The organism is Chryseobacterium nakagawai (assembly GCF_900637665.1).
GTDB lineage: Bacteria > Bacteroidota > Bacteroidia > Flavobacteriales > Weeksellaceae > Chryseobacterium > Chryseobacterium nakagawai.
Genome location: NZ_LR134386.1, coordinates 5,490,485 through 5,516,446, shown reverse-complemented (window position 1 = coordinate 5,516,446; position 25,962 = coordinate 5,490,485). Strand labels below are relative to the sequence as shown.

General features: G+C 36.0%; 26 protein-coding genes. 9 read left to right on the top strand and 17 right to left on the bottom strand.

All coding sequences use genetic code 11. From position 1 onward, the window contains the following. Positions 1-32: 32 nt before the first annotated feature. Positions 33-320 (bottom strand): c-type cytochrome, encoded by a 288-nt coding sequence (locus EL260_RS24975; protein ID WP_123858216.1) that lies wholly within the window; start codon positions 318-320, stop codon positions 33-35. Between the two features lie 24 nt (positions 321-344). Then, entirely contained in the window at positions 345-638 is a 294-nt protein-coding gene (locus EL260_RS24970) for a c-type cytochrome (protein WP_115969761.1), read from the bottom strand. Positions 639-836: 198 nt separating this feature from the next. Here EL260_RS24970 and meaB point away from each other — a divergent pair, with 198 nt between their 5' ends. Then, entirely contained in the window at positions 837-1,829 is a 993-nt protein-coding gene (meaB, locus tag EL260_RS24965) for a methylmalonyl Co-A mutase-associated GTPase MeaB (protein ID WP_123858215.1), read from the top strand. On the opposite strand, the gene EL260_RS24960 is transcribed toward meaB, so the two are convergent. Then, positions 1,826-2,377 carry a DUF4251 domain-containing protein gene (locus EL260_RS24960; RefSeq protein WP_123858214.1) on the bottom strand — a complete coding sequence of 184 codons (552 nt, stop codon included), beginning with the start codon at positions 2,375-2,377 and terminating at the stop codon, positions 1,826-1,828. The genes meaB and EL260_RS24960 overlap by 4 nt on opposite strands. Positions 2,378-2,483: 106 nt before the next feature. Between EL260_RS24960 and EL260_RS24955 the strand changes: the two genes are divergently transcribed. Together EL260_RS24955 and EL260_RS24950 are read left to right on the top strand one after the other, a co-directional pair. Beyond that, positions 2,484-3,290, top strand: a complete 807-nt coding sequence (locus EL260_RS24955; RefSeq protein WP_123858213.1) for a M48 family metallopeptidase — start codon at positions 2,484-2,486, stop codon at positions 3,288-3,290. 208 nt (positions 3,291-3,498) lie between these two features. Then, the gene (locus EL260_RS24950) at positions 3,499-3,810 is read left to right on the top strand and encodes a hypothetical protein (protein WP_123858212.1); all 312 of its coding nucleotides are present in this window, start codon (positions 3,499-3,501) and stop codon (positions 3,808-3,810) included. A gap of 37 nt (positions 3,811-3,847) precedes the next feature. Here the strand turns inward: EL260_RS24950 and EL260_RS24945 are convergent, their stop codons facing one another. The 11 genes from EL260_RS24945 to EL260_RS24895 all read right to left on the bottom strand — a co-directional run bounded on the left by EL260_RS24945 (position 3,848) and on the right by EL260_RS24895 (position 13,983). Further along, positions 3,848-4,459, bottom strand: coding sequence for an outer membrane beta-barrel protein (locus EL260_RS24945; protein WP_123858211.1), 612 nt, complete (start codon positions 4,457-4,459; stop codon positions 3,848-3,850). Next, the gene (locus EL260_RS24940) at positions 4,443-5,252 is read right to left on the bottom strand and encodes an ABC transporter ATP-binding protein (protein ID WP_123858210.1); all 810 of its coding nucleotides are present in this window, start codon (positions 5,250-5,252) and stop codon (positions 4,443-4,445) included. Before EL260_RS24940 ends, EL260_RS24945 begins: the two co-directional genes overlap by 17 nt. Then, positions 5,252-6,004, bottom strand: a complete 753-nt coding sequence (locus EL260_RS24935; protein ID WP_123858209.1) for an MlaE family ABC transporter permease — start codon at positions 6,002-6,004, stop codon at positions 5,252-5,254. Before EL260_RS24935 ends, EL260_RS24940 begins: the two co-directional genes overlap by 1 nt. A 96-nt stretch (positions 6,005-6,100) precedes the next feature. Next, entirely contained in the window at positions 6,101-7,471 is a 1,371-nt protein-coding gene (locus EL260_RS24930; RefSeq protein WP_123858208.1) for an exopolysaccharide biosynthesis polyprenyl glycosylphosphotransferase, read from the bottom strand. Between the two features lie 43 nt (positions 7,472-7,514). Continuing rightward, on the bottom strand, positions 7,515-8,144 hold the full coding sequence (locus tag EL260_RS24925; RefSeq protein WP_123858207.1) for a 7-carboxy-7-deazaguanine synthase QueE: 630 nt from the start codon (positions 8,142-8,144) through the stop codon (positions 7,515-7,517). Positions 8,145-8,151: 7 nt separating this feature from the next. Then, entirely contained in the window at positions 8,152-9,036 is an 885-nt protein-coding gene (locus EL260_RS24920) for a bifunctional 5,10-methylenetetrahydrofolate dehydrogenase/5,10-methenyltetrahydrofolate cyclohydrolase (RefSeq protein ID WP_123858206.1), read from the bottom strand. 31 nt (positions 9,037-9,067) lie between these two features. Beyond that, on the bottom strand, positions 9,068-10,708 hold the full coding sequence (gene pgi, locus EL260_RS24915; RefSeq protein ID WP_123858205.1) for a glucose-6-phosphate isomerase: 1,641 nt from the start codon (positions 10,706-10,708) through the stop codon (positions 9,068-9,070). 207 nt (positions 10,709-10,915) lie between these two features. Continuing rightward, entirely contained in the window at positions 10,916-11,521 is a 606-nt protein-coding gene (locus EL260_RS24910) for a hypothetical protein (protein WP_123858204.1), read from the bottom strand. Continuing rightward, positions 11,511-11,945 (bottom strand): RNA polymerase sigma factor, encoded by a 435-nt coding sequence (locus tag EL260_RS24905; protein ID WP_394343551.1) that lies wholly within the window; start codon positions 11,943-11,945, stop codon positions 11,511-11,513. Before EL260_RS24905 ends, EL260_RS24910 begins: the two co-directional genes overlap by 11 nt. 99 nt (positions 11,946-12,044) lie before the next feature. After that, a complete protein-coding gene (locus EL260_RS24900) occupies positions 12,045-12,920 on the bottom strand; it encodes a TraB/GumN family protein (RefSeq protein ID WP_123858202.1) in 876 nt (291 codons plus the stop codon). Between the two features lie 142 nt (positions 12,921-13,062). Continuing rightward, positions 13,063-13,983 (bottom strand): DUF4349 domain-containing protein, encoded by a 921-nt coding sequence (locus tag EL260_RS24895; RefSeq protein WP_123858201.1) that lies wholly within the window; start codon positions 13,981-13,983, stop codon positions 13,063-13,065. 210 nt (positions 13,984-14,193) lie between these two features. On the opposite strand from EL260_RS24895, the gene EL260_RS24890 reads away from it, so the two are divergent. Further along, complete coding sequence (locus EL260_RS24890; protein ID WP_123858200.1) at positions 14,194-15,552, top strand: acyl-CoA dehydrogenase family protein; 1,359 nt, start codon at positions 14,194-14,196, stop codon at positions 15,550-15,552. Positions 15,553-15,607: 55 nt separating this feature from the next. Here EL260_RS24890 and EL260_RS24885 read toward each other — a convergent pair whose 3' ends face one another. Next, complete coding sequence (locus tag EL260_RS24885; protein ID WP_123858199.1) at positions 15,608-15,985, bottom strand: MauE/DoxX family redox-associated membrane protein; 378 nt, start codon at positions 15,983-15,985, stop codon at positions 15,608-15,610. 149 nt (positions 15,986-16,134) lie between these two features. Between EL260_RS24885 and EL260_RS24880 the strand changes: the two genes are divergently transcribed. Beyond that, positions 16,135-16,389, top strand: coding sequence for a bacteriocin-like protein (locus EL260_RS24880; protein WP_123858198.1), 255 nt, complete (start codon positions 16,135-16,137; stop codon positions 16,387-16,389). A 141-nt stretch (positions 16,390-16,530) separates the two neighbouring features. On the opposite strand, the gene EL260_RS24875 is transcribed toward EL260_RS24880, so the two are convergent. Then, the gene (locus tag EL260_RS24875) at positions 16,531-17,643 is read right to left on the bottom strand and encodes an AI-2E family transporter (protein WP_123858197.1); all 1,113 of its coding nucleotides are present in this window, start codon (positions 17,641-17,643) and stop codon (positions 16,531-16,533) included. A 192-nt stretch (positions 17,644-17,835) separates the two neighbouring features. Further along, positions 17,836-20,241 (bottom strand): endopeptidase La, encoded by a 2,406-nt coding sequence (gene lon, locus EL260_RS24870; protein WP_123858196.1) that lies wholly within the window; start codon positions 20,239-20,241, stop codon positions 17,836-17,838. Positions 20,242-20,502: 261 nt separating this feature from the next. Here lon and EL260_RS24865 point away from each other — a divergent pair, with 261 nt between their 5' ends. The 4 genes from EL260_RS24865 (at position 20,503) to EL260_RS24850 (ending at position 25,945) form a co-directional block, all read left to right on the top strand. Further along, positions 20,503-22,656, top strand: a complete 2,154-nt coding sequence (locus tag EL260_RS24865; protein WP_123858195.1) for a peptidylprolyl isomerase — start codon at positions 20,503-20,505, stop codon at positions 22,654-22,656. A gap of 128 nt (positions 22,657-22,784) precedes the next feature. Further along, positions 22,785-23,735 (top strand): MlaD family protein, encoded by a 951-nt coding sequence (locus tag EL260_RS24860; RefSeq protein WP_123858194.1) that lies wholly within the window; start codon positions 22,785-22,787, stop codon positions 23,733-23,735. Between the two features lie 8 nt (positions 23,736-23,743). Then, positions 23,744-25,075 carry a (Fe-S)-binding protein gene (locus EL260_RS24855; RefSeq protein WP_123858193.1) on the top strand — a complete coding sequence of 444 codons (1,332 nt, stop codon included), beginning with the start codon at positions 23,744-23,746 and terminating at the stop codon, positions 25,073-25,075. Positions 25,076-25,159: 84 nt separating this feature from the next. Continuing rightward, complete coding sequence (locus tag EL260_RS24850) at positions 25,160-25,945, top strand: (Fe-S)-binding protein (protein ID WP_123858192.1); 786 nt, start codon at positions 25,160-25,162, stop codon at positions 25,943-25,945. Positions 25,946-25,962 lie beyond the last annotated feature (17 nt).

Sequence of the window (25,962 nt, the reverse complement as noted above, 5' to 3'; positions counted from 1 at the left end):
ATAATTAAAAAAATAAGCTTTCATTTGAAAGCTTATTTTTTATTTACAGAGATAAGATAGTCATAGACCATTTGATGTTGGTCATCATTAAGCTTAGCTTTAGGAGCCATTCTGCTTAAAGTGTTGATCCAGCCCTGATTGTCATGCTTGGTAGGCTCTGGCAGTTTATGGCATTTTGCACAGGAATTTTCAAAAATAGTCTTCCCTTGAGCCAATTGCTCAGATGAGGTATACTTAGGGCCTGTTACAGCCGTACTTTTAGGTCCGCAGGATACCAGAAATGCTGATGCTGCAATACCGCTTAAGATTAACTTTCTCATACCTTTATTATTTTGTTTGTTGAATTATTTTTTCACTGAAACAATGTAATCATAAACCCATTTGTGCTGGTCATCCGTAAGCTTTGCCTTGGGTGCCATTGCATTCATAATACCTACCCACTGTACAGAATTATGTGACGTAGGATCAGGTAGCTTATGACACTTTCCACAAGAGTTTTCAAAAATAGTTTTTCCTTGGGCGATCTCTTCCGCAGTAGACGTTGAAGTACCTGCTGTAGCAGCAGATGTTGATGCTTTAGGAGTACAGGAAACCAATAGAATAGCAGTGAATGATGCCGCAGCAATGAGTTTTTTCATGTTTCTTATTTTGATAGATAACAAATGTAATAAATTCCGAAACCCGTTGATACAGTGTGTTGTAGTTTTAATTTAGAAGAAATAAAATTTGAATTATTGCGAATAATACAATGCGAAATATACTATTGAGCTTCTTTTATTTTTGCCATTAATAATGAACTATTGACCATTCGCTTTTTAATTATTAATTTTGAATCAATGAAATTTTCTACAGAAGAACTTATTGAGGGAATACAGTCAGGTAACAAACGTCTGATTGCAAAGGCTATTACTTTAGTTGAAAGTAAAAAAGCTGAGCATAGGATACAGGCGGAAGACCTTCTGAAAAGAATTATGCCTTTAACAGGAAACTCTGTAAGAGTTGGAGTAACTGGAGTACCTGGTGCTGGAAAATCTACTTTTATTGAAAGTTTCGGAAGATTGGCTATTGCTCAAGGGAAAAAGGTGGCTGTTCTTGCCATTGATCCCAGTTCTTCAATCAATAAAGGAAGTATTCTGGGAGATAAAACCCGTATGGAAGAACTGGCAAAAGAAGAAAATGCATTTATAAGGCCTTCTCCAAGTTCAGGATTCTTAGGCGGAGTTGCCAATACAACCTTTGAAACCATGATGATCTGTGAAGCAGCCGGCTATGATTATATTTTAATTGAAACCGTTGGGGTAGGGCAATCTGAGGTTTTGGTGGCCGATATTACTGATGTCTTTTTATTTCTTAAGATCATCGGTGGTGGAGATGAACTACAGGGAATCAAGCGAGGGATTATGGAAATGGTAGATGTTGTCTTCATCAATAAAGTAGATCAGGATAATCTTCAGAAAGCAAAAAATACCAGGCTTGAATTAAAACGAGCCCTGGACTTTATCCCACCAAAAGAAAAAGGATGGAAAATCCCGGTATTATTAGGTTCTGCTTTACACAATGAAGGACTACAGGAAATATATGATAAGATCTCTGAGTTTATTGATTTGAAAAAGAAAGCAGGACGTTTTGAAGAAATCCGTACTCAGCAGGCAGAAAAGCGCTTCGAGTACTGGGTTCAGGAATATATCCTATCCCTGATGAAAAAGAGTAATCATGTAGAGGAAGCCTATCAAATGCATAAAAAAAATGCTTCAGAGATGGTTTCCAATCCAAGCACTGAAGCAAAATTATTTGTTGAAAAATTTTTATCGGGTGAAAACAGAACTTAAAGTTTTTCTTTTTCCTGTTTAACTTCGCTTTTAGAAACATAGCCGTCATAACTAATAGGCTGTCTGTCATTACTTTTTATGGAAACGAATGCCTTTCCGTTTTTAAAGATCTCAATATTAATTTCTTCAGCAGTATTTACATCTTTAGGTTTGATCTGAAAAGTCCAGGTTCCTTTTTTATTCTGAGATTTATTAATGACAAAATCCTTTGAAGTAAATCTATATCCGTTTTTATCACTATTACCGAAAGAAGGATTGAATAATCTTCCAAAATAGGGAAGAACTACGTCCACTTTGTCCTTACTTACTTCAATAGTATAATTTCCGCCATTCAGGTCCAACATTCTGGTTGAAGTAGAATTAGGCATAGAGTTCATAACGTTGATGACATCATAATTTGTAGGATTAGCTCTCTGTGCATAGAAAGTAAATTCCTGAGAATTCACTAATGCATTTACTATTGTCGGATCTGATGAACCCTGTGATGCACAGCTTTGAAAACTGAATAGAAATCCAAAGATCATCAGAATAGAAATATACTTTTTCATAATGGATATAATTATTAAATTTAAACAGCAAAATGTATGCAAATATATTCCTTCTATAATATTTTGGAATAAAAATTGTTAAGGTTGAATTATTAACACTCAAACTATGAAAGTTACACATCTATTAGGAATGGGAGCATTCGCTCTGTTGGTCGCTGCCTGTACTACAAATCCAATTACAGGAAGATCATCTTTACAGCTGGCCAATAATTCAGAAATTTTAACAATGTCTGCACAGGAATACAAAACGACATTGTCTAAGGGTAAACTTATTACCGGAACAGCAGATGCAAAGAGAGTGGTAAATGTAGGAAATAGAATTAAAAATGCAGCAGAGAGATATTATCAAAATATTGGAAGATCTGCAGATCTTGCCAATTATAGTTGGGAATTTGCTCTTCTGCAAAGCAATGAATTAAATGCATGGTGTATGCCAGGAGGTAAAGTAGCTGTTTATACAGGAATTTTACCAGTTACAAAGGATGATAATGGCCTTGCGGTTGTAATGGGACATGAAGTTTCTCACGCATTGGCAGGTCATGGAAATGAAAGAATTTCTCAGGCTATGATGGCTCAATATGGAGGAGCTATTCTTGGCGGGGCGATTTCAAATGCACAATGGGCAAGTGTTTTCCAGAAAGTGTATCCTATTGGTTCACAGGTTGCATTATTAAAGTATGGGAGAGGTCAGGAATCAGAAGCTGATGAAATGGGGCTTTACCTGATGTCTATGGCAGGTTATGATCCAAGAGCAGCCATCCCTTTCTGGAACAGAATGGAAGCCGCTTCTTCAGGCGCAAGACAGCCGGAATTCTTATCTACTCACCCGAGTCCCGATACAAGAATTTCAGATATTAATAAAGACTTACCGAAAGCTTTAGAGTATTACAAAGCTGCAGGAGGAAAATTATAATGTATTAGCTTATTATAAAATAGCGGACTGATTTTTTTAATGAGTTCGCTTTTTTATTAATAATATTTTTTCTTTTCACATGATTTGGAATAATTATGGTTGTATTATGATTGAAAACACCATTTAAATACTATTCCTTATAAAGACTTATTAAATTTTTAGTAAATTTGGTAGAGCTTTTATCACATAATTACTTAAACACAATATTATGAAGAGTTTATCAATTACCGGACTTATCCTCTTAGCAGTTTCTGCTTTACTATTTTATCTTACTACCGATTTTGCTGTAGAACAGATCAGGATTTCTCACATTATGGGAATAATGGCTGGGATAGGAATTGGGCTTATCATTGGGGGAATGGTAGGTTATTTGAGCAAAGGAAGTGCTATAAAGGCTGAACAGAAGAAAAAAGAATTCAAGCAGCTTCAGAAAGAAAAAGAAGAATTGGAAAAGCAGGCAGCAGAAATTGCACAACGCCAGGCTGAACTTGAAAATCAAAATAAAAATCCTCAAATCTAAAATTTGAGGATTTAATGTTGTTGTTTTCGATTGTTGATTAAAATTTATATCCTAAACCAACCATAAATAGATTAGGTCTGTTATCATATCTGATCTCCGAACCGGAAACTTTATTAATGAAGTTTCTTTCGTCTTTACTGAAAGCTCCTTCGTATTTTGCATTTACAATAAGCTTTTTAATTTCAAGCTGCGCTCCGAACTGGTAGCCTACTGTAAAGTTATTTTTTGCATTTTCTTTAAAATCGTTGTAAGTATTGTCTTTGCTTAAGTTAAAGCTTCCTACCGGACCTACAAAAACACCTAACATATTACCTAACACGTTATATCCTAACAGGACCGGAACATCAATACGGTTGCTCTTCACATCAAAAGTAGTGTTCTCTGTAGTGAACTCATTTTTAAAATGAGTGTAATACACTTCAGGCATTAGGAATAATGAAGTAGGTAATCCTACTTTTAATGAAAGTCCTACGTTGAACCCTACATTGTTTTTTCCTGTTCCTTCAATGGCATCATTCACAGTTCCTTTAATATTGGACCATGAGGGTGAACTTGTAGGAAATATTAAATTGGCTTTTCCTGCCAGTGAGATCTGTGCAGAAGCCCACATTGAAAACCCTATTAACGCTATACTAAGTACCTTTTTCATTATCGTCTAATTTTGTATTCTCAATTGTTTTGTTATTCTCAAGTAAATATTCTCTCAGCTCTTTAAATAGTTCTGAAGAATAAACGAAGTCAATCAGATTTTTATTGCCTGCTGTAATCAGGATATCTTTATTCCCTTCCCATTCCTTGATACCAAGTCTTAGGTATACAATTTTCTCGCCAATCGTCATTACAGAATTCATATCGTGAGTGTTGATGATTGTTGTAGTATTGTATTCCTTGGTGATTTCATAAAGAAGATCATCAATAACCTTAGAGGTATATGGATCCAGCCCTGAGTTAGGTTCATCGCAGAATAAATACTTTGGGTTGTTTACAATTGCTCTTGCAATGGCAACCCTTTTTTGCATTCCACCAGAAATTTCAGAAGGAAATTTCCTTCCTGCTTTATCAAGATGTACTCTTCCTATTACTTCGAAAACTCTTTTCTTTTTTTCTCTAAAAGTAAGGTTGGTAAACATATCCAATGGAAACATAATATTCTCCTCTACTGTTAAAGAGTCAAATAAGGCACTTCCCTGAAATACAGTTCCAATTTCTGAACGAAGGTGTTGCTTTTCTTCTCTTGTCATGGTATTGACATCCCGGCCGTCAAACAAAATTTCTCCGGATGATGGCATATAGACATTCAATAAACTTTTAAGAAAAACGGTTTTTCCAGAGCCACTCTGTCCGATGATAAGGTTTACTTTTCCTTTATCAAATGAAGTCGAAATTCCCTTAAGTACTTCAACATCTCCAAAACTTTTCTTAAGATCTTTTACCTCAATCATCAGCTTAATATTAATTGGGTTAAAATTAATTCGGAAATGATAATGAATACCATTGTCCATACCACTGCCTGGGTACTTGCTCTCCCTACTTCCAAAGACCCTCCTTTCACAAAATATCCAAAATAAGAAGGAACCGTTGCAATAATGAATGCAAAAACTATGGTTTTGGTAAATGCATAATAGATAAATAGATTAGGCATATACATTTGGATCCCTACAATATAGTCGTTTTCGGTCCAGTTTCCTGTTAAAATTCCTGCAATATACCCTCCGCCAATACCAAATACGATACTGATAGCGATAAGAAGAGGATTAAAAATCATACAGGAAATGATCTTTGGAAAGATCAAAAAATTGGGTGAATTTACTCCCATGATATCTAGGGCATCAATCTGTTCAGAAACTCGCATTGTCCCAATACTGGAAGCAATGTATGATCCTACTTTACCTGCTAAAATCAAACTGATAATGGTAGGGGCAAATTCCAAAACAAGTACTGCTTTTGTTGCATATCCTACAAATGAAGGAGGGATAGGAAATGATGAAGCATCAAAGTTATTAAACATTTGAATCGCTACTACTGCCCCCACGAAGATCGAAGTGAAGACTACAAGACCGAAAGAATTAACTCCCAAATCATTAATTTCCCTCATGAGCAGCTTCCAAAAAACCCTCATTTTCTGGGGCTTTTGCAGGGATTTTCCTAAAAGGATCATATATTCCCCTACTGCTGTGAAAAACTTTTTTAACATACTGCTAAATTAGACTTTTTTATTGAATTAGGCTAAGGTTGAAGAGAAGACAGAAGCCCGGAAAATGTTAAAATTATCCTAACCTTAGCGATTGCTTTATTTTGCATTTTTGTCTCCGCCGATAACCAGTAAAACAGTTTTTAATATAATAACCAGGTCTAGCACAAAACTCCAGTTCCTTACATAGAATGCGTCTGCGAGAACTCTTTTTTTCATTTCTACCTCTACATCTCCAAAGTCGCCTCGCAATCCGTTTACCTGTGCAAGCCCAGTAATTCCAGGATTTACCATGCTTCTTAGGCTATATCTTCCGATTTTGGGTTTGTAATAATTATCAACGGCCAACATATGAGGTCGTGGGCCTACTACAGACATTTCGCCTTTCAATACATTGATAAACTGCGGAAGTTCATCAAGGCTGGTTTTTCTTAAAAATTTACCCACCTTAGTAATTCTGGTGTCGTTTTCTTTGGTTGTACTGGTTGTAGATTCATCATTGACTACCATAGTCCTGAATTTTATGCAGCTGAATACCTCTTCGTGGAAACCATATCTTTTCTGAAAGAAGAAAACGGGCCCTTTGGAGCTTATTCTGATTAAAATAGCAATAATTGGAAACAACCATATACAAACAAAAGCCAGAACAAATAGGGAAAAGAAGATATCAAATGTTCTTTTCATCAGGAAGTTGGAATAATAATCTAATGGATATCTTGCCTGATTAAGAACGGGTTGAGTTTGTATGTAAGCCAGATCGTACAGAAAAAAATCACTTTGGGTAATACTTGGTATTAATGAAATATGAACCTTATTTTCCTCTGCAAGTTTGAATATTTCAGACTCAACACTTTCGCCATAAGAGTTTTCTGTAGATAAAAATAATGTATGGATACCGTTTTTCTTCCAGAAACTAACCAATTCGGCAGTGCTGGTATCTGCGTTTTCATTTTCAAATATTCTGTACCCGTAATCTGTACGCTCCTTAAAAATGTTTTTTAAGATCTCAGTAGAATCCCCCTCTCCTAAAAACATGATATTTCGGTAGTTAACTCCTAAAGATCGTAGGTATTTAATAGAGAAATAGATAAGTGATTTTGCTAAAAAGATAAATATAAACAGATAGAATGATAACCAGTAAATATCAGAGTTGAAGAATACATTATTACTGACCTTCCCAATAAGCAGAACTCCAAGTATAAAGGATATGAAATGAATCAGAAGCCTTTCCAGAAAGAGGGTATACGTAAGGTTCCTCGGAATATTGTATATTTTTGTCCTACCGCTGAGAAGCACCCAGAACAAAAACAGCAAAACCAGAGAAAAAGCGTTCTGGTACCAGGTTTCCTTATGATACTTCAGGTTTTCATTTCTGCTTATAAAAAAGAATATGAAAATAGATGCAATAACCATGAGGTCAAGCAAAATAATGATCGATTTCAGGTATCTAGAGTATCGAATTCTCTGCATCTATCGGTATTATAACAGGAAGGGCCAGCTAATGTACGTATTTTTACGGTATATTCAGATATTTGTGGGTCTGAACAGAAGCCTGCCATTCCGGGTGTTCCAGAATAAAATCTGTAATCTTAGGATACATATCATCTCTTTTACTCCATTCACTTTGGAGGTAAAGCTTACAGCTTTCAGAAACTTTGGCAGCCTGTTCTTGTGCAAATGCAAAATCATGATTGTTGAAAACAATAACTTTAAGCTCATGAGCCTTTTGATAGATCTCATCTTTAGGCAATCCTGTTTTCTTTGGAGAAAGAGTTATCCAGTCCAGATGCCCGCTCATAGGGTATGCTCCTGAAGTTTCAATGTGAATAGTACATCCAAGTTCTTTTAATTTGGAGGTAAGAACTTCCAAATTCCAAGTAAGAGGTTCTCCTCCCGTAAGAACGACGGTTTTACAATGTTTAGCCGCTGTTTCTGCAATTTCCTCAGCATTCATCAAAGGATGAAGCTCCGGGTCCCAGCTTTCTTTCACATCACACCAGTGGCAGCCTACATCGCAGCCTGCCAGCCTGATAAAATAAGCCGCTTTTCCAGTATGTGCTCCTTCTCCTTGTAAAGTGTAAAAATGCTCCATTACAGGGAGCATTTTACCTTCTTTTAATAAAATATCTTGTTCTTTATTCATTTTAAAATTAGTCGTTATAGACCGAAGTTTTATAAGCAATAATGGTGTTTTTCATCAACATTGCTCTTGTCATTGGGCCTACTCCTCCAGGAACCGGAGTAATCCAGCTTGCTTTTGCTGCACAGCTATCGAAATCTACATCGCCAGCAAGATAATATCCTTTTGGAGAATCATCGTCTACTCTGGTAATACCTACGTCAACGATTACAGCACCTTCCTTAATCATTTCTCCTTTTAAGAAATGTGGATCTCCCAAAGCTGTAATAACGATGTCTGCCTTTTTAGTATATTCTTCAATGTCTTTCGTGTAGGAGTGGGTAAGGGTAACCGTTGAGTTTCCAGGGAAATCTTTTCTTCCCATTAAGATACTCATTGGTCTTCCTACAATTTTACTTCTACCAATGATTACACAGTCTTTTCCTTTAGTTTCAATATTATATCTTTCCAATAATGTTAAGATTCCGAAAGGAGTAGCCGGTAAGAAAGTATCCATTTCAAGAGCCATTTTTCCAAAGTTTTCAGGGTGGAATCCGTCCACGTCTTTTCTTGGATCAATAGCGTTGATAATTTTCTCCTGGTCAACCTGATCCGGTAAAGGGAGCTGAACGATAAAACCATCCACTGCTTTAGATTTATTCAGCTCGTCAATGGTCTCCAATAGTTCAGATTCTGAAACTGTGCTTGGGAATTTGATTAAGCTGGATTGAAATCCTACCTCTTCACAATCTTTTACCTTAGCGTTTACATAAGCCTTGCTTGCTCCGTTGTTTCCTACAAGAATAGCAACCAAATGAGGTGCTCTTCTTTTATTTGCCAGGATTTTTTCAACTTCAACTTTGATCTCAGCTTTGATTTCTTTGGAAACCTTAAGTCCGTCAAGAATTTCTGCCATTTTTACTTTTTACTTTTATTTAGATTTATTTTTACTTAAATTCTTTATAATAGTTGATCAACCCGTTGGTAGAACTATCATGTGAAACTATCGTCTCGCTGTTTTCAAGCTCCGGTAAGATCTTGTTAGCGAGTATTTTACCTAATTCAACCCCGAACTGATCGAAGCTGAAAATATTCCAGATAACCCCTTGAACGAAGATTTTGTGTTCATACATAGCAATTAACTGTCCTAATGTGAAAGGTGTTAATTCTTTGAATAATATAGAGTTAGTAGGTGTATTTCCGTGGAAAACCTTATAGTTTAATAATCGGTCAATCTCTTCGTCGGATTTTCCTGCACTTCTAAGTTCTTCTTCCACTTCTTCTTCTGTTTTCCCAAAAGCAAGTGCTTCAGTCTGGGCAAAGAAGTTCGCTAATAATTTATCCTGATGGTCAGAAACTTTATTAGCGCTTTTAGTATAAGCAATAAAGTCTGCAGGAATCAATTCTGTACCTTGGTGAATCAATTGGTAAAAAGCATGTTGTCCATTGGTTCCAGGCTCTCCCCAAATGATTGGTCCTGTTTCATATTCTACGAATTCACCGTTTCTGTCTACACATTTTCCGTTACTTTCCATATCTCCCTGTTGAAGATAAGCAGCAAATCTGTCAAGGTATTGTGAATAGGGAAGGATTGCATAGGTGGTTGCTGCATAGAAATTACGATACCAGATTCCTAAAAGCCCCATGAGTACAGGAACGTTTTCAGAGAAATCTTCAGTCTGGAAGTGTTGGTCTGTATCGAAAGCTCCTTTTAAAAGCTGTTCAAAGTTTTCATAGCCTACAGCCAGTACAATGCTTAATCCGATAGCACTCCAAAGCGAGTATCTTCCGCCTACCCAATCCCAGAATTCGAAAATATTCTCTTCTGCAATTCCGAACTGCTTAACTGCTTCAATATTAGTAGATAAAGCTACAAAATGCTTTGCTACATCTTCCTGGTTGCCTGCTTTAAGGAACCAGTCTTTTGCTGAATTGGCATTTGTCATTGTTTCCTGAGTGGTAAACGTTTTAGAAGCAATGATGAATAGAGTCGTTTCCGGATTTAGGTTTTTAACAACCTCTGCAATATGATTTCCGTCCACATTGGAAACAAAGTGAACGTCTAGTCTTGTTTTAAAATGCTTTAAAGCTGAACAAACCATCACAGGTCCCAAATCTGAACCTCCGATTCCGATGTTGACTACATCCGTAATTTCTTTTCCGCTGAAGCCTTTGTGTTCTCCTGAAATGATTTTTTCAGAAAAAGCTTTCATGTGGTTCAATACTCTTTTGATTCCTGGCTTAATGTTTTCGCCGTCTACAAGAATTTCACGGTCAGAGAAATCCCTCAAAGCGGTATGGAGAACTGCTCTTCCCTCTGTTTCATTGATTTTATCACCAGAGAACATTTTAGAAATAGCATCTTTTAACTGACATTCTTCTGCCAATTGTAATAAAAGTTCTTTTGTTCTTGAATCAATTAAGTTTTTAGAATAATCAAAAAGATAATTATCTTTTTGCAGAGAGAATTCTTCGAAACGATTCGGGTTGTACTGGAAGAGACTTCTTAGCTCAAGATCGTTAGATGCAAAATGTTCATCAAGGGCTTTCCAGCTGTTGGTTTGTATAGGGTTTATTTTTGATAGCATGTTGTTGGGAATTTATAGTTCAGAAAAATAATATCGCGGATCAAAATCTTTAGAAATCCATAACGATTTATTTCTGATGTGCAAATTTAAGGAAAAATAAAACCTCAAATAAATTTGAGGATGATAAATAACGATTTTTTAAAAAACAAAACCCCAGAAATGATCTGAGGTTTACTTTTTAGGGGTATAAAAATGTTTGTTTGGATGTTATTCGTCTATTTCATTCAAAATGTTTTCCAATTGCTTAGCGTGGGCGCCATAGAAATATTTTGTCCATAAAACAATGCTTACCAGTAAAGAAAGTGTTCCAATTAAAACGGCAATGATTAAATAAATCTGAGTATTGGTGGCAAGTTCAGCCAGGTCTTTCCCTTTTTTTTCCAAAATGTTATAGATAAATAATCCAATAGTAATAAGGAAATGAGGTAATAATAAAAAGCCGAATGACTGATATCTTTCCATGTTTAATCGAAGTTCATGATAAATTTTCCAAAGGCTGTTCTTAGTATTTCCGGTATAAAGCTCCGTTTGTTTGTAGAATTTATAAAATCCAAACAGGTAATAAGATGATATTACAACCATCATTGTGTAAGATATATAATAAATAATGTATTGAGAAGATGGAAATTTAAACTGAAGAGGAAAGAATCCGATAAGAATGATGGCTAAAATCTGTGCCGGAAATTCTTTTTTCATACTTTTTTGGATTTTTTCTATAGGATGTTTACTCTCCTTTAATTGTTCTATAGCATCTGGAATATGAACATTGCTGTCTTCATTATTCCACTGTTCTTTTAATTGATCAAAATTCATAACCTGATTTTTTTATGATTTGTTGTATTTTTTCTTTGGTTCTGTTGAGTTTTACACGGGCATTACCTTCACTGAGCCCGAGGTTACTTCCAATTTCTTTATGTGACATTCCCTCCATGAAATAAAAGATAACTGCTTTCTCTAGGGCATTCAGTTCCTGAACAGCACGATAAAAAACTTCCAGCTGTTTGTCCTTTGTAGGGTTGTAATCCTCCTGTTGTACTTCAAAATGATGAGACGGGTCCGTATGGTTTTTTGTCCTCTGCTTTTCTTTTTTTAAATAGGTAATGGCAGTATTGATAGCAACACGATACATCCAGGTGGAAAACTCACTTTTTCCTTTGAAGTTTTGATAAGATTTCCACAGCTGGATAAGGATTTCCTGCTGAAGGTCTTCCCGGTCTTCTATAGAATCTGCATAGATCCGGGAAGCTTTGTATAATATGCCTTTGTGCTGATTGACGAGTTTTAAAAAGGCTGTTTCAGTTGGGATACTCACAATAGTTTCATGGTTGGGTTATTATTATAGGCTTGATACTGGATTTATGGTGTATCCTTTTGCTTTTAATAGAGGGATAATTCCGTTTTCTCCCATCAAATGAGATCCTCCTACTGCAAAAAATGAACTTCCGGCTTTCATCATTTCCGGCATGGTGTGTACCCAGTTTTTATTTCGGTCGGTAAGCATGGCTTTTTCCTGCTGAGCATTCATAAATCTTTCATCTTTAAAAAGTGTATATAAAGATTGGGCATCTTCATTTTTAAAAGCTTTTATCATTTTTCCAAACAAGATTTCATATTCTTTACCTAATTTCAATTGAGCAATAGTTGCTTTCAAATCATAAGCATCATTAATAGATTTCATTTGATCATTTACTTTCTCTAACCCTTTAATATTCTTCTTCCCTTTAAGAGCATTTTGAAGAAGCACCAACTCATAGGATTTTATTTCAGTCTGAGGACATGGGATCGCTTTCATACTGAGAAGTGCATACAATGCCTGTGGGCTTGAATTGTTTATTTTCTCCAGGTTTGTACCATAGTCTATAAGAATTTTATCCAACTCTTTGGCTTCATTGGGAGAAAGCAGGTCGGATAATTTCTTATCGTTCTGATACATTTTTTGTAAGGCTGTCATTTCACTGGGATCAGTATAATTGATTTCCATTATAAAATTATCAGACTTTTCCAATGCTTTCAGTACTTTAGGTTTTAAATCAAAATCTTTACTGCATAATATATGAAAAGTTCCGGCAATATAAGAGGGTTTAGAAAGTCCATTCCCCGATATCTCCCATAACAGGCTGTTTTCATTTTCTGTATTGTTATTCTGTGCCGTTGCCGTCATGAAATTCATTGATAATAATGCTGCGAATCCAAGTTTTATTAAATTTTTCATAGTATTTGTTTTTTTGATTTTCTGTTCTTTTAAACAGTAGGTAAGAGGTATATTATAATCGTTACAGTTTTTTTTCAAAAAAATAAAAACCTCCTGTTTTCAGGAGGTTGTAAAATCTAAAATTATGATGATAACCTATAGGTTAGGAGTTCTGTTCTGGGGATTTAGGCAGCTCAGATTTTTTTGCTTTTCTTTTTCTGAAGAAATAAACCATTCCACCTGCGATGATAGCGAGCGGCCAGATGTTGATGAGTCCTACGATAATTCTCTGGATCAGATAGAATCCATAGATGAAGCCGTCTTTTGCATCATGAATAAAGTTGTATTTGTATTTGTTGTCAATGCTGTCCGTATTGGTAACGGCAATTTCTGCGATGCGTAATTTCGGTTCTTTGATGTAAATGTCAACCGTGCTGTATTTCAGGTGGTCCGCCATACTCATGGTATTTAGTTTTTGAAGATTTCCTTCAGACATATTATTGTCATTCACGATTACTTTGTCCTTATTGTTTTTTATTTTATCAATATTTTCAGAAGTCTTCTGGTTTCTTTTCGCTTCCAGTTCAGAATATTTAATATGGGCAGTAACATCTTCCGCATTGATTGATCTTGAGTTCAGAAATAGCTTGTTGGTGTTGATAAAGGTCAGCAGATCGCCCAGCTTTTCAGTAGGCACTCTTACCTGCATTGAATTTTCGGTTTTGTATTTTTTTATCAGCATCGCTTCTGTATCAGAAGTGTTATAAGTGTCTTCATAAACAACATTACTCTGTAGATTGCTTTTTGTGACAAATCCTCCAAGGTCCTGTACCGATTTCTCAATGGCAATGGTTGCATTATATACATCTTTCACTTCCATGTTGACATCTGCTGTCTTGATGAACTTTTTATCCTTCACTTCCATGCTGGCAACAGATGAAACACTGTCTGTTGTAACAGCGGCAGAATCTGTTGCAGCTTCATAGCTTTTAAGTTCGCTGCTAGTAGCTTCTCCTTTTTTACAGGAATAAATTCCTAATAAAAGAACTGCGGATAATGATAATTTGATGTAAGTCGTTTTCATAGCGTAAGATTTTTGAGGTTTTGCTTTAGTCAAAGTTCAGCAAGGATCCTTTGTAATGCTTGAAAATTGAAAGTAAAAAACTTGTAAAGAGAATTTTCTATTTTAATTAATTATATATCAGTGATTTGTAAAATAGGGTATAGGTTGATGGTTTGCTTTCGGAGTAATTTTTGCTTATCTTTTTACAAACCAAAATCACAATATATCATTATGTCAAATACCTTTTCTAAAATCAGAAATGCAATAGGATTATTCACGTCCATAGATTTTGAACAGCTAAGTGCTATTTCACAAAAAGTAGATTTGCCGAAACTAATGCATAATTTTTCAAAGCTGGATGATAAACAACTTGCCGGGCTTATGAAAATGCTTGATCCCGATAAGAAAAAGAAAGAACTTCCTCCCATTGATGGCGATTTTTATGATATCTACCATACTTTAACTCCTGAACAGCGGGAAATTCAACTGAAAGTAAGAGCTTTTATGGAAAAAGAGGTTAAACCTTTGGTTAATCATTATTGGCTTAGGGATGAATTTCCTTTTGAGTTAATTCCGAAATTTCAAAAACTGGATATCTGTGGAGTAACTTATGAAGGATATGGATGTCCTGGAATGCCTTTTCTGATGGAAGGTGTTATTGCGATGGAAATGGCAAGAATTGATGCCTCTATTGCTACATTTTTTGGAGTACAGTCCGGGTTAGCAATGGGGTCTATTTATATATGTGGTTCAGAAGAGCAAAAACAGAAATGGCTTCCGCAGATGCAGAAGTTTGAAAAAATAGGAGCCTTTGGGCTAACTGAACCTGAAGTGGGATCAGGAGCTGCGGGTGGACTTACAGTCACTTGTAAAAAAACAGACGAAGGATGGGTTTTAAATGGTCAGAAAAAATGGATCGGAAATGCAACCTTTGCAGATCTTATCATTATTTGGGCGAGAGATCTGGATAGTGGAGAAGTAAAAGGATTTATTGTTGAAAAAGATAATCCAGGATATTCTGTAGAAAAGATTAAAGGGAAAATGGCTTTGAGGATTGTCCAAAACGGATTAATTACTCTTAAAGATTGCGTAGTTACAGAAGAAAATCGTTTGCAGAATGCCAATTCTTTTAAAGATACCGGAAAAGTTCTCAGGATGACAAGAGCAGGTGTGGCGTGGATGGCAACGGGATGTGCAAGAGGAGCGTATGAAAGTGCTTTAGCATACACCAGAACAAGAGAACAGTTTGGGAAGCCTATTGCTTCGTTTCAGATGATTCAGGGACATTTGGTAGAAATGTTATCTAATCTTACCGCTATGCAGACTATGGTTTTCAGATTGTCTGAAATGCAGGATGAAGGAATTCTAAAAGATGAACATGCTTCATTAGCTAAAGTCTTTTGTACATTAAGAACACGGGATATTGTTTCCAGAGCGAGAGAAGTGATGGGCGGAAATGGTATTCTCCTTGAATATGACGTAGCGCGTTTTGTAGCTGATGCTGAAGCTATTTACTCTTACGAAGGGACAAAAGAAATTAACTCGCTTATTGTAGGGCGGTCAATTACGGGATTCAGTGCTTTTATATAATATAAATAAAGCAGATGAAGGTTGATATCATCTGCTAAATATAGGGTTCTCATTGCTATCCAACCAGATTTTTATATTTCTCTCTATTGTCAATTAATATCCAGATATTAATCATAAATAGTATACCGGAAATGCAAATTCCTGTAGCTGAAGGATCTCTGTAAACGTTATGAATTAAAATACCTGTCAAAATTGGCAGGATAATAATAGCACCTAGCGCTCTTGTTTTGGGAAAAATAAATAATAGACCGCCTATTATTTCTACAGTTCCTACCAATGGTAATAACCAACCGATTTCCCCAAATGCAGCATAGAGTTTCATTTGTGCTTCAGTAAGTGGAGGGGCTGGGTTATAATGAAAGAATTTGTCTAGGCCTGCATTAATAAACATAACGCCAAATAAAATACAGATGATAAGTTTAATGATTTTCATAATAAATATTTTATATCAAATGTAGAATAAAAATATAATTTTATTGTGATTTTGTAATTTAAAAATAATATTGCTTGTGTTAACGGTAGGTTAATGTAATATTCTGTATCATTTTATTATTTATATTTGATAAACTAAACTCAGAAATTATGTTGAAAAACCTAAAAAAATTAAACCGTACAGATTTAAGAGAAATTCAGGGTGGAGCTGGCATTGGAAAATGTGACATAGGCCCTATTGGTTGTCCATGTAAAATACCTCCGGGAGATCCGTGTTTAGGAGGTGGTCCTGGTGGAGGCGGTCCTACAATTCCTAATTTAGGATATTGCCCGGATAATCAATCCTATATTCCTTGCGAAGAATCCTGTCCAAATGGAATGAGACCACTTTGTGCTCTTCCATAATACAATAAATAAAGACTGCTGTGAAAGGCAGTCTTTATTGTTTAAAGTTTAATATTTTCGTTTATACTGTAAATATCAATTTAGCGGTCATTGTTAATGAATATTTTATTGCTCATTATTAATTGATTTTTGGCAATGGTGTTAGTCCATTTCCTTCAAAGTAATATTCTTTGAAATCTTATAACTTTTCTTCTTTTTGTTCGGTTTTTCTTCTTCTCCTAGTAGTTTTCCCCAAGGTTTTAAATCTTCAACTTTTTCGCAGATGATCTTGATGATAGCAATCGCAGGAATACAAAGAAACATTCCGGCAATTCCCCAAAGGTGCTCACCCAGAAGAATTCCTATGAACGAAAATAAAGCATTGATCTTCACTCGGGAACCCACAACAAATGGAAGTACAATATTGCCATCTACAGCATGAATACCAATATATCCGATAGCAACATAAATACATGTTGAGGGACTGGCTGTAGCAAAGGCAATAAAGCAGGATATAATGAGTGAAATAAAAATACCTAAATAAGGAATTACGTTTAATAGACCTGTTAAAACTGCTAAAAGGATAGCGTATTTTACCCCTAAAATAGTGAGTACTATAGAGGTGAGGATGGATACAATAATCACCTGAAGGCACAATCCGAAGATGTATTTCTTGGTCATGACACGAATTTCATTCACCGCTGCCTGAACACTTGATTTATGTCTTTCATTAAAAACCGTTACAATAAAGTTGTTCAACAGTCTTCTGTAATTTAAAATAAAGATAAAAAACAGGGTGAAAAATATGATAAACCCAAATCCTGTTGAGAAAATACCAAAAGTAAATCCTAAAATGGCACCGGAAGAAGATAAAAGCTTATTCAATCCCTGATTGATGTAATCTACCTGCTCGTCTACTTTTACATTAAATGTTTTGGAAACCCAATGTTGGGCATTATTAAAAACAGTAGTCAGCTGCTCCCTTAAATGAGGTAAATCTTTGCTAAAATCTGATAATTGATTGGTGAAAAAATAAATGAGCCCCGCTAAAATAATCAACATAATGAATACGGAAGTCATTGTTGACATAGATCTTGGAAATCTTAGTTTTTTTTCCATGAAAGTGGCTGCCGGTAAAAATAGCATAGCCATCAGGAATGCAAAAAAGAAAGGAGCTAAAATCGTTTGCCCCAATGCTAAAAGATAGCCTATCCCAATGATCGAAATAACGACAAGGGTGAGCTTAACAAGGAAAGGAAGTCTAAGAAAGTTCATAATTTAAAATCTGCAGTGTGGAATAAAAATAAGAAAAACCCGTCGATCTGAAGAACTTTTTATTCAAACAGTGTGGATTTTTCTTTTTGCAGATCAAATTTCATTCCTAAAACACCTCTATTAACGCAAAAACACGTCCTGAAATTCAGAACGTGTTTCTTATTGAGAAGTTAATATGTAAATAAATTGTTTTTATTTTTCAATAGCAATGTCAATGACTTCTTCCATTCTATTGACATAGTGTACTTTCAGATTTTTTAAATAATCTTTTTTGATTTCCTCCACATCTTTTCTGTTTGCCTCACAAAGAATAACATCTTTTACTCCTGCTCTGGTTGCGGCAAGAAGCTTTTCTTTGATTCCGCCTACAGGAAGTACTTTTCCTCTTAAAGTAATTTCTCCTGTCATGGCAAGGTGAGGTTTGATCTTTTTGTTTTTAAAAGAAGAAACCATTGAAGTCAGCATGGCAATACCAGCCGAAGGACCATCTTTAGGAGTAGCCCCTTCAGGAACGTGAACGTGAATGTTTTTCTTATCCAAATCTTCCTGAGCAATTCCTAATTCATCATGTTTAGCTTTAATATATTCTAATGCAATAGTAGCGGATTCTTTCATTACAGTTCCCAGGTTTCCAGTCATCGTTAAAGCTCCTTTTCCGTTGCTAAGAATACTTTCAATATATAGAATGTCTCCACCCACACTTGTCCAGGCAAGCCCTGTCACTACACCGGGAACTCCTGTAATTTCAGATAAGCTTTTCGGTCTTGGAACTCCAAGAATTTCATCTACTTTTTCCAGTGAAATCTTTGGATCATACTCTTTTACCAAAGCAGTCTGTAGTGCTACCCATCTTGCAACAGAAGCAATTCTTTTCTCTAAGGTTCTTACTCCACTTTCAGAGGTATGAGCCTCAATAATATGTTTAAGTTCAGCATTTCCAAGTTTGAAAGATTTGGTATCCAGACCATTCTCTTCCTGCTGTTTCTTAATTAAATGTCTTTTTGCAATCTCAATTTTTTCCTCTAAGGTATATCCGGCAATCTGAATGATTTCCGTTCTATCCAAAAGTGGAGTTTGGATTGTTGAAAGGGAATTTGCTGTTGCGATAAACATTACTTTCGATAGATCATATCCCATTTCAAGGAAGTTGTCATAGAAAGATTTATTTTGTTCAGGATCAAGAACTTCTAGTAATGCAGAGCTAGGGTCCCCGTGAAGTCCCTGAGCAATTTTATCAATCTCATCCAGAACAATTACTGGATTAGAGGTTCCGGACTTTTTGATAGACTGAAGAATTCTTCCGGCCATCGCACCAATATAGGTCTTTCTATGTCCACGAATTTCACTTTCATCATGAAGTCCGCCTAAAGATAATCTTACGTATTTTCTGCCTAAAGAATCTGCAATAGACTTACCCAACGAGGTCTTACCCACTCCCGGAGGCCCCACTAGTAATAAGATAGGAGACTTCATGTTGTTTTTTAATTTTAAAACAGCCATGTGCTCCAAAATTCTTTTCTTAATATCTTCAAGTCCAAAATGTGCTTTATCTAACACTTTTTCAGCCTTCGCAATATCAAAAATATCTTTAGTATAGGTTTCCCAAGGAAGATCCGTAAAGAAATCAAGGTAATTTCTCTGGACATTATAATCTGGAGAATTAGGATTTTGTCTTTGCAATCTGCCAATCTCCTTTTGGAAATGATCTTCAACTTCCTGGCTCCACTTCTTTGTTCTTGCTTTAGCGATAAGATCTGCTATATCACTTTCGGGGCCGCCACCTAGTTCTTCCTGGATTGTTCTGATCTGTTGGTTCAGAAAATACTCTCTTTGCTGTTTATCAAGATCTTTTGAGGTTTTTTGGTGGATCTGATTTCTCAATTCCAGCTTTCTGAAATCCTCATGCATCATTTCATAACATTTATTGGCTCTCTCCATCATACTTTTTTCTTCCAGCAGCCTTTGCTTTTCCAGAGATGGGAAGTTGGCGTTGGTACAGATGAAGTTCAGCAGATCATCATTGTTGTTGATGTTTTTGATGGCGAAATTGGCCGCATTAGGAATATTAGGATCCAGCTCAATAATTTTTAAAGCAAGATCTTTGATATTTTCCAGTAATGCTTCATATTCCTCCTGATTTTTAGGGGTATTGTCCTTTAATTTTGTTATTTCAGCTTTGAAATAAGGCTGGTTGTCAACAATTTTCTTGATTTTAAATCTATGGAAACCTTTGGTGATCGCTGTGATGTTACCTTCAGGTAGTTTTATAATCTTAATGATCTTTGCTAATGTACCGGTTGTGTAAATATCCTTTTCAGTAGGTTGTTCAAGATCAGAATTCTTTTGGCTAACAATTCCAATAAAATCTCCGTTTTTCTGTGCTTCCTCAAGGAGTTGTATAGATGTTTTCCTTCCTGCAGTAATGGGAATTACCACATTCGGGAACATTACCATATTTCTTACGGGAAGTATTGGGAATATTTTCTGTTCGGAATTCTTTTCAGTCTCTCCAAAATCGGAAAGATTGATTTCTTCAGTAACAATATCAAAACCGTCGCTGATCATTTCTTCTAAACTTATATCTTCAAATTCTGTCATAATAGATCGAATGACAAATTGTCATTTTCGTTTTTAATCGTTAGATGGATTTTTTTATAATATGCCCTGAAAACGTGTGGTATATTATAATGTATTAGATTGCACAATACTTATGCCATTTGTTTTTTGCTAAAAAATATGGTCAAAATTTCCTTTTTTACATAATCTTTAGGATTTAAAATTAAAATAAAGAACTTCTGCTTCTCTAATTTCTTAAAAATGTGTATTTTCGCAAACTGATAAAAAACTATAATTTATAAAATGGCAATTTTAGGACAGATTAGGAGTAAGCCTTGGCTTTTAATGGGAGTAATAGCCCTAGCGCTTTTGGCGTTCTTGGTGAACCCAGACAGTATCGACAAGGTTTTTGGTAAGAATCCTGACGTTTTAGGAAAAGTAAATGGTGAGAAAATCACCCGCGAAGAGTTCAATGATCAGCTTTTCGTGCTGCAGCAACAGGCTGAACAACAGGGGCGCCCAAAGAACGGTCTTGAAGAACAGGCTTGGCAGTTACTTGTTCAATCTAAACTTATCAAACAACAGTTTGAGAAATTGGGCTTTGAAATGAATGATGACTATTTCTGGAATCAAATCCAGTATGATCAGATGTTCGCTCAAAATCAGCAGTTTTTTGATGAGAAGGGGAACTTTAAAACTCAAGACCTTAAAAAAGAAATTGAAACATTACAAAACACGAACCCTCAGGGATATGCTCAATGGTTGAAAACTAGAAAATCAATTGAGTACAGACTGATGGCAAGACAGGTGTTTACCAATGTTTCAGCGGGTATTACTACCGGTAAGAAAGAAGCTGAAGAATTGATGAAAGAAAGAGATCAGCTTGCTGACATCGACTTTGTAAAGGTAGACTATGCAGCTTATCTTCAAAAAACAAAGATCAATGTTACTACAGAAGATCTTGCCAACTACATCAAGCAGCACCCGGTAATGTTCAAAGCTGAGCCTAGCAGAAACTTAGGTATTGTATTTTTCCCTTCTAAGCCAAGTGCAGCAGATGATGCAGCCGCTTTAAAGGAAATTACAAAATTATACTCAGGAGGTACAGATGCGAGTGGAGGTGCTGAAAACTTCCAGAATACGAAGAATGACTCTATGTTTGTAATGGCAAATTCAGATTCGCCTTTCAATCCTCAGTATGTAAAGCCTACACAATTGCCTGCTACAATACAAGGTCAGATCGCAACAGCTGCGGTAGGACAAACTTTTGGTCCATATAAAGAACAAAATTTCTACGTAGTTTCTAAGCTTGTAGGTAAGAAGACTTCAGATTCTACATTGTCAAGACATATTCTGATTGCTTTCAAAGGAAGCCCTGCAGGAGATGGGGTATCAAGATCTAAAGAGCAGGCTAAGAAATTAGCAGACTCTATCGGAGCTATCGTAAAAGCAACACCTGCTAAATTTACAGAGTTCCTTAAACTTTCAAGTGATCCAAACTCTGCTGCACAAGGAGGTAGCCTTGGCTGGACAACTCCGGAAACACCTTTCGTTCCAGAGTTTCTTACTTATTTGGCAAATAATCCTAAAGGAGCAACAGGCGTTGTGGAAACTCAGTTTGGTTACCACATTATCAATATCGAAGATAAAAAATCTGGATCAATGGGGTATAAGGTGGCAAATCTTGTAAAAGAGATTAAGCCTTCAGATGCTACAGAAGCTGAAACAGATAAAAACGCTAGAAAATTCATTCAGCAGGTTCAAGGGAAATCTTTCAACGATTTTGTGAACATTGCTAAGAAAGGAAACTTCCAATTCACTAATCCTAAAGCGGCGAAGAGATTCGAAGGCCAACTTCAAGGATTAGGTACTGAGAAAGATGGTGAGATCCTTACTTGGGCTTTTGATAAGAAAAGATCTAAAGGAGATACTGAATTATTTAACGTAGATGGAACAGGAGATAAAATTGTTGTATTCCTAAACGGAAAACAGGAAGCAGGTCTTGCTGATCCAGAATCTGTAAGAGATCAGATTGAAGTAATTGTTAAAAATAAATTGGCTGCAAAACAAATTTCTGATAAAATTGCAGGAGCGAAAGCTTCAGGTTTAGATCAGATTGCTGCATTATTTGCTACAACAAAACAAACTGCTCAGGTAAATCTATTAAATCCTTCAGTAGCTGGAGCTATGGAGCCTAAAGTGGCTGGAGCAGCATTTGGTGTTGCAAAAGGCAAGCTTTCTAACCCGATTGAAGGTGGAACAGGTGTTTATGTATTGATTAAAAAATCAGAAACGGTAAACAAACAACCTGGTGATCTTAAGCAATTCACAGAGTCTATTTCTCAGAGAAATGCCGGAATGTTCGGACAGGCTTGGTTAAAGAGTCTTCAGGATAACGCAGATATCCAGGACTACAGAATCGAGATCTGGAACAAGCTGGGAAATCAGCAACAATAAGAGATTCATATCTATCAATATAAAAGCGACAATTTTTTTGTCGCTTTTTTTTGTATTTAACGCAGAACAATAAAGGAAAAGATTTATTTAAAATGTACTATATTTGCTTATTAGAAAAAAATTAGCAAGTGAAGTTCAGTAAAGAATTAAAAGCTGGTGTGATTGCACTTCTAGCTGTTGTAGGCTTTGTGGTGTTGTTTCAATTTATGAAAGGGAAAAGCCTTTTTACTACCGACAATATATTTTACGCAAAATATGACAATGTAGAAGGCCTTGCGCAATCTTCAGCAGTGTCTATTAATGGTCTTAAAGTAGGCCAGGTTGATAAGATCTTACCCCAAACAGCAAAGGATGGTAAAATCAGTTTTGTCGTAAAAATTACGGTTGATAACAAATTTGAATTTTCAAAAAACTCAACACTGGAAATCTTTGAACCGGGATTAATGTCCGGTAAAGAAATGAGAGTAAACCTGATGTATGGCGGTGCTACAGCAAAAGATGGAGATACTCTGAAAGGAGCTTTCAAGCTGGGAACGCTGGGAAGCCTTTCTTCACAGGTGGGTCCGGTGAAAGATCAATTGCAGGTGGTTCTCCACAGAGTAGACTCTTTAATGGCAAATGCCAATCTGCTCGTAGATGCACAAAACAGAGCTGAAGTAAAAGCTCTATTATCCAACCTTAACAAAACAGTAGGAGCACTTCAGACCACTGCAGGAAATGTAAACAGTCTTGTAGGTCATAACGATCCAAAACTTCAAAAAGTATTGGATGATGCAAGTCTAACAATGCAAAGTGGAAAAGTGACCCTGGATAAATATGGAAATCTGGCCCAGAGTATTGATACGAAACAGTTGAACGCAACTATTGCTAATTTGGATGCTACTGTAGGCAAATTGAATCAGGTGATTGGCGGAATAGATAAAGGAGAAGGAAGTTTAGGTAAACTAATGAAAGATGATCAGTTATACAATAATCTGAATTCAGCCTCTTCCAACCTGAATACATTAATCGAGGATATGAAAGCGAATCCTAAGAGATATATCAATTTCTCGGTTTTCGGTAAAAATAACAAAGACTAATACGCCTTATGCAGTACATCGATAACATTATTTTCCTGATTTTATTAGTAGCGGGATTTGGACTGTTTGCCAAAAGTCTGCTGAAGATCTATAGAAATATTAGACTTGGTCACGAGATCAATAGAACCGACAGAAAATCTGAACGCTGGAGTACCATGGCAAGAGTAGCTATGGGGCAAAGCAAGATGGTGAAACGTCCTATTGCTGGTGTTTTACACCTTTTCGTGTACGTAGGTTTTGTGATTATCAATATAGAACTTATTGAAATTATTGTTGATGGACTTTTTGGAACTCATCGTTTCCTGGTTTCAGTTTTCGGAAACGGATTCTATAGTTTCTTTACTGCAACGTTAGAAATTCTGGCACTTCTTGTTGTTATCGGAGTCGTGGTTTTCTTCATCAGAAGAAACTTTTATGGAGTAAAGAGATTAACCATGAAAGAACTTTTTGGATGGCCAAAACAAGATGCCAACTGGATTCTTATCATTGAATTTGCTTTAATGATGGCGTTCTTTAAAATGAATGCTGCTGATTGGGTGCTACAGCAAAGGGGTGTATTACCGGCGCTTGGAAGCTTCCCGATTAGTTCTTCTATTTTAGGTCCTGTTTTTAGTAATTTCGGTGATGGATTTTTACACTTTACAGAAAAAGGCGCTTGGTGGTTCCATTTTGTAGGAATCCTTTTCTTCATGAACTACCTTTACTATTCAAAGCATTTACACATTATTTTAGCATTCCCAAGTACTTGGTATGCGAATCTTGATAAAAAAGGAAAATTCAACAACCTTGATTCTGTAACAAAAGAAATCAAATTGATGATGGATCCTAATGCAGATCCTTATGCTGCACCAGCAGAGGGAGCTGAAGCAGATGTTCCTTCTAAGTTTGGGGCGGAAGATATTTTTGATCTTAATCAGGTACAATTGCTAAATGCGTATTCTTGTACGGAATGCGGACGTTGTACTTCTGTTTGTCCTGCTAATATTACAGGTAAAAAACTGTCTCCGAGATTGATTTTAATGAAGACCAGAGACAGATTGGAAGAGGTAGGAAAGAATATTGATAAAAACGGTGAATTTGTAGATGACGGCAAAAAGCTCTTGAATGACTATATCACTAAAGAAGAACTTTGGGCTTGTACTACATGTAATGCATGTACAGAAGCTTGCCCTGTATTATTAGACCCACTTTCCATTATCTTTGAAATGAGAAGATTCCTGGTCATGGAACAGTCTGCTGCTCCACAGGAATTGAATCTGATGATGACGAATGTGGAGAATAATGCAGCTCCTTGGCAGTATAACCAGGCTGACCGTCTGAACTGGGCTTCAGAAAATTAAAAACTAATTGATTTGAAAATTTGAAAACTGATTATAGCTATTTTCAAATTTCCAAATTCTCACATTTTCAAATTGGAAAAAGAAATGGATTTCAATATAAAAACAATGGCAGAATATGCTGCCGAAGGAAAATCCCCGGAAGTTTTATTTTGGGTTGGATGTGCGGGAAGTTTTGATGACCGTGCTAAAAAAATTACAAAAGCATTTTGTAAGATATTGAATAAAATAGGTGTTGAATTTGCTGTTTTAGGACAGGAAGAAAGCTGTACCGGAGATCCTGCAAAAAGAGCTGGTAATGAGTTTGTTTTTCAAATGATGGCTCTTACCAATATTGAAGTTCTGAATGCTTACGAAGTAAAAAAAATTGTAACAGCATGCCCACACTGTTTCAATACTCTTAAAAATGAGTATCCAAGCCTTGGAGGTCACTTTGATGTGGTTCACCATACCCAATTCCTTAAAACCTTAATGGAAGAAGGAAGATTAAAAATTGAAGGAGGAGCGTTCAAAGGGAAAAAAATTACTTTCCATGATCCATGCTACCTGGGACGTGCCAATGATGAATATGAAGCTCCAAGAATGCTTCTTGAGAAATTGGATGCAGAGCTTGTAGAAATGAAGCGTTGCAAAACAAATGGACTTTGCTGTGGAGCAGGGGGTGCACAGATGTTTAAAGAGCCTGAAAAAGGAAATAAAGACATTAATATTGAAAGAACAGAAGAAGCTCTATCTTTTGAACCAAAGGTGATTGCGACAGGATGCCCATTCTGTAATACAATGATGACAGACGGAGTAAAGCACTTCAACAAAAATACGGAAGTTGCCGTAAAAGATATTGTGGAACTTCTTGCAGAAGCAGACGATTTATAATTGTAATCTTATACAGG